A 7,684-nucleotide genomic window follows, 5' to 3' on the forward strand; every position below is an offset into this window, starting at 1 on the left:
ATGGACCTGGGCCTACCAGCCGTGTCGCCTGTTCCAGTTCGAGACGGACATCGCGTAGAGGACATTGCCGATGCCGGCGGTGAAGAGGAACAGGACGATGTGGACGCCGACGCTCTGGCTTTTGCGGTACCCGCGGCCTCCGTAGGCCACTGCAGACGCAGAGGCCGCGGCAGACGAACTGGTCACGTTGTTGATCACGATCGGCGGCGGCGCATAGCCCGGGTAAGGCTGTTAGGGCTGCTGGCCGGGATGGTGGCCGTGCGGCGGCTGGTGGCCCTGGGGCGGGTAAGGGGTGCTCATGGTCGAGGTCCTTCGCATTCAGGTCGCGCCAGGGGAGAACGGTACCCGAAGGCGAAGCTAAAGCATGTCTTCTTGGCAAAACGTGCCTTGCTTGTCAGAGGTTCGTCAGCCCAGACCAGGCTGCCCGCCGGCTCTTCCGAAGGACCGATTGGAGCCAGGTGGTCAGGCTCGGTTTCGTCTCCCCGGTGGACACGGTGACCATCGACTACAAGCATCACGGCGGCATCACCGACTCCACCCGGGATCTCGCCCTGTTGGACGTGGTCCGGCCGTGGTTGGACTGGCGGGCGGTGGGCGAGACCCGTCCCGGCCGTCGCTCCCTGCTTACCGGCCTTGCCCCGCCGGTGAGCTCGGACGCGGACCGGGTGCTGCGCGCGGAGGTGGACCGGGTGCTGCGCGCGGAGGTGGCTCGGATGGCACGGGTGGGGCGAGCGGCGGTGGTCAACTGGCGGCGCCGCCACCCCAACTTCCCCGCCGCGACCGCCGGGACCGAGGTGCATCCGGAGTCCGAGCGGGCCGATGTCGTCGCGTGGCTGCTCGCCCACGACAAGATCAGCCTTCCCGCCGGGGCGGGGGCGGCCTCGCTGCTGGTGCGCGGCACGGCAGGCGCGACGGGCCGGTTCCGGCTGGATGCCCCGTGGCTGGGCCTCGCCGACGACGTCGAGGGCACCGACCGGTTGTCGGGTTGGGTCGTCGACGACGCGGACGCCGACGCCCTGGCCGCTCTGGCGGCCGGGGAGTTCGGGGCCACGCTGACCCGGCTGACCGCACCGGGCGCGGGCCCCCTCGCGGTGCTCGGGGACGTGCGGGTGAGCGACCGGTTTCGGTCCGGGTCCGGGGCCTTGCGGATCACGCTGGAATGGCCGGCCCGCCTGGGCGGTACCGCCTCGCCGACCGGCACCGGTGGTGTGGTCCGCCACGGCGTCCCGCAGGCGAGGGTCGGCGAGGAGTGCGTGTGCGCGCGGCACGACTGCGGCGGCCTGGACCCGGTCCTGTGGTGCGACGAGCACGGCGACGAGGTCACCCCCCCTGCTGGAGTGGCACGCGGGCGGAGGCCTGCGCTGCGCGCAGCTCGCCCGCGACAGGGCGGCAAGCGCGTAGCGGCTGGGGGCCGTGAGTGGCCCCGGCGCACCCTTGGGTGTGCCGGGGCGCCGGGTCAGGCCCGGATCTCGTTGACCAGCATCCGCAGGGTCAGGCTGTGCTTCTCGGGGGGCAGGGCGTCCATTGAGGTTTCATCCTGCACAGTGAACCTCTCATCCATACAGCGCCGTGTCCGCCGCTTTGACGACTGCCCGAGCGCACCGGACCGACGGGTGTCCCACGCCGACCGTGGCGCAGGCTGATGCCAGGCCGGTCGGCGCGGCGGCGAACCAGGGCAGCCTTGCGGAGGTGGCTGCCCGGGCCGCAGAGGTCCTGCAGCTGGGCAGCGGGGTCAGTTCGGTGGTGTGGTGATGCGGGTGGCGAGTCCGTCGAGCAGGGTGGTGAGGCCGTGGTGGAGGAGGGATTCGGGGGAGAGGGCGGAGTCCGTTCTCGCCGCGGCGAATGCCGGGAAGGCTCCGCCTTCCACGAGCGCCGCGAGCCGTGTCTCCTGGGCGTGCATCCACTCCTGCCCGGTGACGCCGCTGGTGCGGGCCGCGTCGGACTCCGGTTCGAGGTCGACGGCGTGGCCGCGGACGTATCCGAAGAGGGTGACGGCGGCGTGCATCCGGGTGTCGTCGTCCAGGCCGAGTCCGTCCAGGGCGGCGAGGGCCCAGTCGATGTGGCGGATGCCGTTGGGGATCAGCAGGGGCCGGTTGAGGTTCATGGCTCCGGCCAGCCAGGGGTGGGTCCGGTAGAGCTGCCATTGCAGGGCCGCCGAGAGTTCCAGCCGTTCCCGCCAGTACGGCGGCGGCCGCTCGGGCAGAGTCGGTTCCCCGAACACGGCGTCGGCCATCAGCACCACCAGCTGCTCCCTGGAGCTGACATGCCGGTACAGGGACATCGCCGAGACCCCGAGCTCCGCCCCGAGCCGGCGCATGGTCAGGGCTGCGAGTCCCTCCGCGTCCGCGATGGCGACCGCCGCGCGAACGATGCGGGCGCGCTGCGCGGTGTCGTCCTCGGCGGCGGGGCGCCGGCCCGGTCCGCCGGCCGCGGGCCGGGCCGCGACCACGGTCCCGACGCCCGGCACGGCCCGCACCAGCCCTTCCTGTCCGAGTAGGGCCAGGACCTTGCTCGCGGTGGCCATGGCGACCCCCCACCGCTGGGTGATGGCCCGAGTCGAGGGCACCCGGTCCCCGGGCCGCAGTTCCCCGCGCTCGATGCGCCCGCGCAGCTCGGCCGCGATCCGCGCGTACGGCGCCTGCGTCCGCTCCGTCATCCCACCCTCCTTGGTGCACTAGTACGGACGAACCATAGTGCACTAGCTCGGTTTACTCAATTCCCCTGTTCCATCAAGCATTTTCCGTCTGTACGTTGTACGCATCACCCCGAGAGAGGACAGGGAAAATGAACGAGCACAAGACCCAGACCAAGAACCAGACCGTGCTGATCTCCGGCGGCAGCGTCGCGGGCCCCGCCCTCGCGTACTGGCTGCACCGCCACGGCTTCACCCCCACGATCGTCGAGCGAGCCCCCCAACTGCGCGACGGCGGCTACGCGGTCGACTTCCGCGGAGAGGCCCTCGACGTCCTGGACCGCATGGGCCTCCTGCAGCAGATCGAGGCGCTGGACACCGAGATGGGCGACGCGGCCCTGGTGGACGCCGACGGCCGCCAGTACGCCACCCTCCCCGCCGCGATATTCGCCGGGGACCTGGAGGTCCTCAAGGGCGACCTGACCCGCATGCTCTACGAGGCCACCCGCGATAACGTCGAGTACGTCTTCGGCGACTCCATCGCCACGCTGGACCAGGACGAGAACGGCGTGCTCGTCACCTTCGAGCACGGCGCGCCCCGCCGCTTCGACTTGGTCGTCGGAGCCGACGGCCTCCACTCCCGCACCCGCGCCCTGGCCTTCGGCCCCGAGGAGCAGTACGTCTGCCACCTCGGCATCTACACGGCGATCTTCAACCTGGACAACTACCTCGGCCTGAAGAACACCGGCCACCTCTACGCCGTCCCCGGCAAGGCCGCCAACATCTTCACGGCCCGCGACAACACCGAGGCCCGCGCGGCCTTCCACTTCGCCGCCGCCCACCTGGAATACGACCGCCGCGACCCCGCCTCGCACAAGCGGATCATCGCCGAGCGGTTCGTCGGCGAGGGCTGGGAAGTACCGCGTCTGCTGCAGGAGATGGACACCGCGCAGGAATTCTTCTTCGACTCCAACGCCCAGGTCGAGATGGACACCTGGTCCGCCGGCCGCGTCGTCCTCCTCGGTGACGCGGGCTACTGCGCCGGCCCCACCTCGGGCCGCGGCACCTCCCAGGCACTGATCGGGGCTTACCTCCTCGCCGGCGAACTCGCCACCCGCGAAGGCGACCACACGGCCGCCTTCGCCGCGTACGAGGAGCAGATGCGCCCCTACGTGGCCGAACACCAGGTGCTGGGCCGAGAGGGCGCCGAGCGGTTCTTCCTGCCCGCCCCCACCCAGGAGATCCTCGACATGCTGGCCGCGAACGCCCCCGAGAACACCCGCATTGAACCGGTCCGCCTCCCCGACTACACCCCTGCCACCGCCGCCTGACGGGCGACGGCGCATGGAAACTGTCGCTGGTCAGTGAAACTGAGTGCCTGATCCATATCCCTGATTTCGTGGTGTTCGGGGCCGTAGCCTGTAGTGGTGTCCGAGGGTTCCGGGCGGCCCGGAGGGCGGGTGTGTGGAGGCTGCGGTGACCGGTTGAGGCCGGCCGCGCGGCCGGACGCCGTGTTCTGCTCGACGCCATGCCGCGCCAGGTCATGGCGGCGGGCCCGTCGCTTGCGGCGCCGGGTGATAGCGGAGTTGAACGGGGCGGGTCGGGTGACCTGTCCCGAGTGCGGGTCGCCCTGGGTGGCTGGCGTGGACCGGCGTTCGGACGCCGTCTACTGCTCGCGTCGGTGCGTCACGAGGGCCTGGCGGTCGCGGAACGAATCGTTCGGAGAACGGTCACAGTGACCACTGCGCGAACGCATCCGAATCGGACTTCCGATCAGATTTAGGTTTCTTCCAGTCACCCGTTGTGATCTTCGGCAGGTGGGTTCGACTCTCGGTCACAACAGCGGGCCGCGTCTTGCCAAGGCCGAGGGGCCGTGCCCCGGCCCGTTCAGGGTGGTGAGAACCATGCCCGAGAAGATCGAGAGTGCCGACAAAGTCGGCAGCGTCAGCGCCCACCGTTACGAGCAGATCGTCACGGAACTGCGCAAAATCGTGGAAGCCCAGACCCGGGGTCAGTTCGCGATCGGCGACTACGCCTTGGAGATCGAGCCCATGCGAGAGCAGGGCCCCCAGGACAGGGGCGAGGAGTTGTTCACGGTCAAGGACTCGCTGTTCCGCCTGGCCGAGGACATCGGCTTGTCCTACTCAGCCGTGAACGGAGCCCGCTGGGTCGCTTCGCGATGGCCCGAACAGCACCGGCAGGCCCACGTGTCCTTCACCGTCCACCGAATCCTGGCGGCCATCTCGAACGAGGAGGAGCGGTTCACCGCGATCCTCACCCCACCAGGAGGCAAGGCCCGGTGGACCCCCGACGACGCATCACGGAGGGTCGGCCGCCAGGTCGAAAGGCCGATCACCCCGCAGGAGAAGGTCAGCGCGATCCACACCCTCGCGAGGGACGAGGCAGTCGCCGCGGTCATCACGGGTGACCTGCTGCGACGTCCGTCCGTGGTCGCCCAGGTCCGCCAGGAGGACCGGATCAGCGCGGCCCACGTGCTGGTCGAGGACGAACAGATCGCCGCGGCCGTCACCGGCGATCTGCTCAAGCGGCCCACCGTCGTCGCGCAGGTCCGGCAGGAGGACCGGGTCCGGGCAGTCGAGGAACTGACCCGCGACGAGAGTGTCGCCGCGACGGTGACCACGGGCCTGTTGCGGCGGCCGGACGTCGCCTTCCAGGCCATGTCGGACGACACCGCCCGCCACCAGGTCAACCATGCTCAGGTCGAACGGGGCCGGCAGGCCCGTGAGAACTTCGATCGCACGAGCCCGGTCGCACCGGTGGTCAAGCGGATCGACCGGTCGGTGGAGTTCCTGGACCTGGTCACCGCCTGCCACGTGTTCGTCGCTGCCTCCGGCCGCGTCGTCCCGGGAATGCGGGACCGGCAGCTCAGCAGCGCCGAGAGGGCCATCATCCGGGAGAACTGCGCGCGCGTGCGGGCGACGCTCGACTGGATCGAGACAGCCGTGGACACCGGGAAGGTCGACGTCGACGGCGAACTGGCCCGCCTGCTGCAGGGCGAGTAGTGGGATGCCGCGCGCGTCACAGCGCCGGTCCCCCGCGGCCCAGCGGCATGCAGACACCCTCCGGTTCGTGCTCTTCGAGGCACGGCCTGCCGGTCTGGCCTTCAATCAGCTGGTCAGGTCCAGCGAACTCTCACCCCATCAAGCCCGCGCGGGCCTGGCCTGCCTGCGCGACACCATCGCCGAACGGGAATGGCCGCCCCTGATCTGGACGAAGGCGGACGGCTACAAGTTCTGCTCCGACCCCGTGGAGCTTCAGGCCTACGAGGTCGAGGTCATCCGCGAGAAGCTCACCGAGATCCGCCGGTTCATCACCGGCGTCGTCGCCCCGCACGCAGCCCTGCAGCCCAAGGGCCGCTGGATCAGGGGCACCTGAACACCCAGCTCAACTCCGTCGAGTCCACCCTCGATGTGATCGCCGACTTCATCGACGCATGATGCCGGTGGGGGCCGGCCGCGAAGCGGCCGGCCCCCACCCCCATGAAGGGAGGGGCCGTTGGCCCGGCACCGCTGCTACCCCTCGGACACCTACGACGACGAGTGGGCGCTGATCGAACCGCTCCTGCCAATCCCGGCCTGCCAGACCCTTCGCGGCGGGCGGCCGGAGAAGCACCCGCGGCGCGAGATCGTGGACGCAATTCGGTACGTCGTCGACACCGGCTGCAAATGGAGGGCCCTGCCCAAGGACTATCCGCCATGGCGAACCTGCTACAACGCCATGGCCCGCTGGGCCGCCGCCGGGGTGATCGGACAGATCCGAGACCAGCTCCGCAAACGCGTCCGCCGAGACATGGGCCGCTCACCTGGAGCGGTCGCCACCATCATCGACTCCCAGTCCGTCAAGGCCGCCGAGACCGTCGGCAAAGACTCTCGCGGCTACGACGCAGCGAAGAAAATCAACGGCAGGAAGCGGCACCTGGTGGTCGACACCAAAGGCCTGCCGCTGTTCGTCATGGTCACCCCGGCCGACATGACCGACCGCGACGCGGCCAAGGAAGTCCTGTTCAGGCTGAGGCTCATGCACCCCGAGATCACGATCGTCTGGGCCGACTCCGCCTACGCCGGACAGCTCGTCGACTGGGCAAAGAAGTACCTGAACCTGACGTTGAAGACCGTCAGCCGGCCGAAGAACGCGGTCGGGTTCGTCGTCCTGCCCCGCCGCTGGGTGGTCGAGCGGTCGCTGGCCTGGGTCATGCACGCCCGCAGACACGCCCGCGACTACGAACGCCTCATCCAGCATTCGGAGTCGCTGATCACCTGGGCCGCGATCACCCTCATGACCAGGCGAATCACCCGCCGACAATCCCGCCGGGCCAGCCAGCCGCCCTCCCTCGAACACACACGAGACTGACCGCGCTCACACTCGCGACCGCGAACTCCACTCCAGCACTTCTGCCATACCCGGATCGGGAGCCAGGTGCCGAGCACTTCGGGCTCAGAACCCGTCGCCCCATCCGAAGGTGACGTTGTACGCGCGCTGGAGTGCGTGCCGGCCATGGTCCCCGTCGGCGTAGGCCCACGCGAGGGCTGCGGAGAACCAGAGCAGAAAGACTCCGCTGACGATGCCCAGAGCGACCAGCTTGCCGTACCAGCTGAGGAGGACCAGGGCGATAGTCACGATTGCCGCGCCGAGGTGAGCTCCCCGAGAGTCGAGCGACGCAGCCTTGCGCGCCTCTCTGCCTTCGGCCCGTTCTGCGGCGAAGCGCTCCTCACGAACAGACTGCGGTTCGTTCTCGTCGAAGTACATCTCATCCCCCCGACCTTGACGCTACATGGACCCGGACCACGTCGGCAGAGGAGCACCGCGAGATGTGACTGGGCAGTCCAGTTGGCACCGCCCGCCAGATCGAGCGCTCAGCCTGACGCACCCTCCAGCGGAAGGTGGTCTCGGTGGTACTGCGAGTCCAGCCACTCCTCCTTCACGAAGAGCGGACGGGTAAGAGGTCGTTTCTTTTGGCTGTCAGTGCGGTGTGAGAGCCTCCGGGCATGAGCTACGACCTGGCCGTGTGGGAAGGTGAGCGGCCGGCGAACG

The 7,684-nt window shown here is 69.5% G+C and carries 6 protein-coding genes and 2 pseudogenes; 5 read left to right on the forward strand and 3 right to left on the reverse strand.

What is annotated here, in order from left to right:
- Positions 1-12 precede the first annotated feature (12 nt).
- The gene (locus ACFYYJ_RS37875) at positions 13-186 is read right to left on the reverse strand and encodes a hypothetical protein (protein WP_389139050.1); all 174 of its coding nucleotides are present in this window, start codon (positions 184-186) and stop codon (positions 13-15) included.
- Between the two features lie 272 nt (positions 187-458).
- Between ACFYYJ_RS37875 and ACFYYJ_RS37880 the strand changes: the two genes are divergently transcribed.
- On the forward strand, positions 459-1,643 hold the full coding sequence (locus tag ACFYYJ_RS37880) for a hypothetical protein (protein WP_389139052.1): 1,185 nt from the start codon (positions 459-461) through the stop codon (positions 1,641-1,643).
- Positions 1,644-1,732: 89 nt separating this feature from the next.
- On the opposite strand, the gene ACFYYJ_RS37885 is transcribed toward ACFYYJ_RS37880, so the two are convergent.
- Positions 1,733-2,656, reverse strand: a complete 924-nt coding sequence (locus ACFYYJ_RS37885; protein ID WP_389139054.1) for a GntR family transcriptional regulator — start codon at positions 2,654-2,656, stop codon at positions 1,733-1,735.
- A 128-nt stretch (positions 2,657-2,784) separates the two neighbouring features.
- On the opposite strand from ACFYYJ_RS37885, the gene ACFYYJ_RS37890 reads away from it, so the two are divergent.
- From ACFYYJ_RS37890 to ACFYYJ_RS37905, 4 genes and pseudogenes are all read left to right on the forward strand, one after another.
- Positions 2,785-3,963 carry an FAD-dependent monooxygenase gene (locus ACFYYJ_RS37890; RefSeq protein ID WP_389139056.1) on the forward strand — a complete coding sequence of 393 codons (1,179 nt, stop codon included), beginning with the start codon at positions 2,785-2,787 and terminating at the stop codon, positions 3,961-3,963.
- Between the two features lie 573 nt (positions 3,964-4,536).
- Positions 4,537-5,655, forward strand: a complete 1,119-nt coding sequence (locus ACFYYJ_RS37895) for a DUF6192 family protein (protein WP_389139058.1) — start codon at positions 4,537-4,539, stop codon at positions 5,653-5,655.
- 4 nt (positions 5,656-5,659) lie between these two features.
- Positions 5,660-6,090, forward strand: a pseudogene (locus ACFYYJ_RS37900) (RacP protein).
- Between the two features lie 58 nt (positions 6,091-6,148).
- A pseudogene (locus ACFYYJ_RS37905) lies at positions 6,149-7,166 on the forward strand (IS5 family transposase).
- Here ACFYYJ_RS37905 and ACFYYJ_RS37910 read toward each other — a convergent pair.
- Positions 7,088-7,399 (reverse strand): hypothetical protein, encoded by a 312-nt coding sequence (locus tag ACFYYJ_RS37910; RefSeq protein ID WP_389139060.1) that lies wholly within the window; start codon positions 7,397-7,399, stop codon positions 7,088-7,090. The pseudogene ACFYYJ_RS37905 and the gene ACFYYJ_RS37910 sit on opposite strands and share 79 nt — an antisense overlap.
- Positions 7,400-7,684: the final 285 nt, after the last annotated feature.

This window comes from Streptomyces sp. NPDC002467 (assembly GCF_042889825.1).
GTDB lineage: Bacteria > Actinomycetota > Actinomycetes > Streptomycetales > Streptomycetaceae > Streptomyces.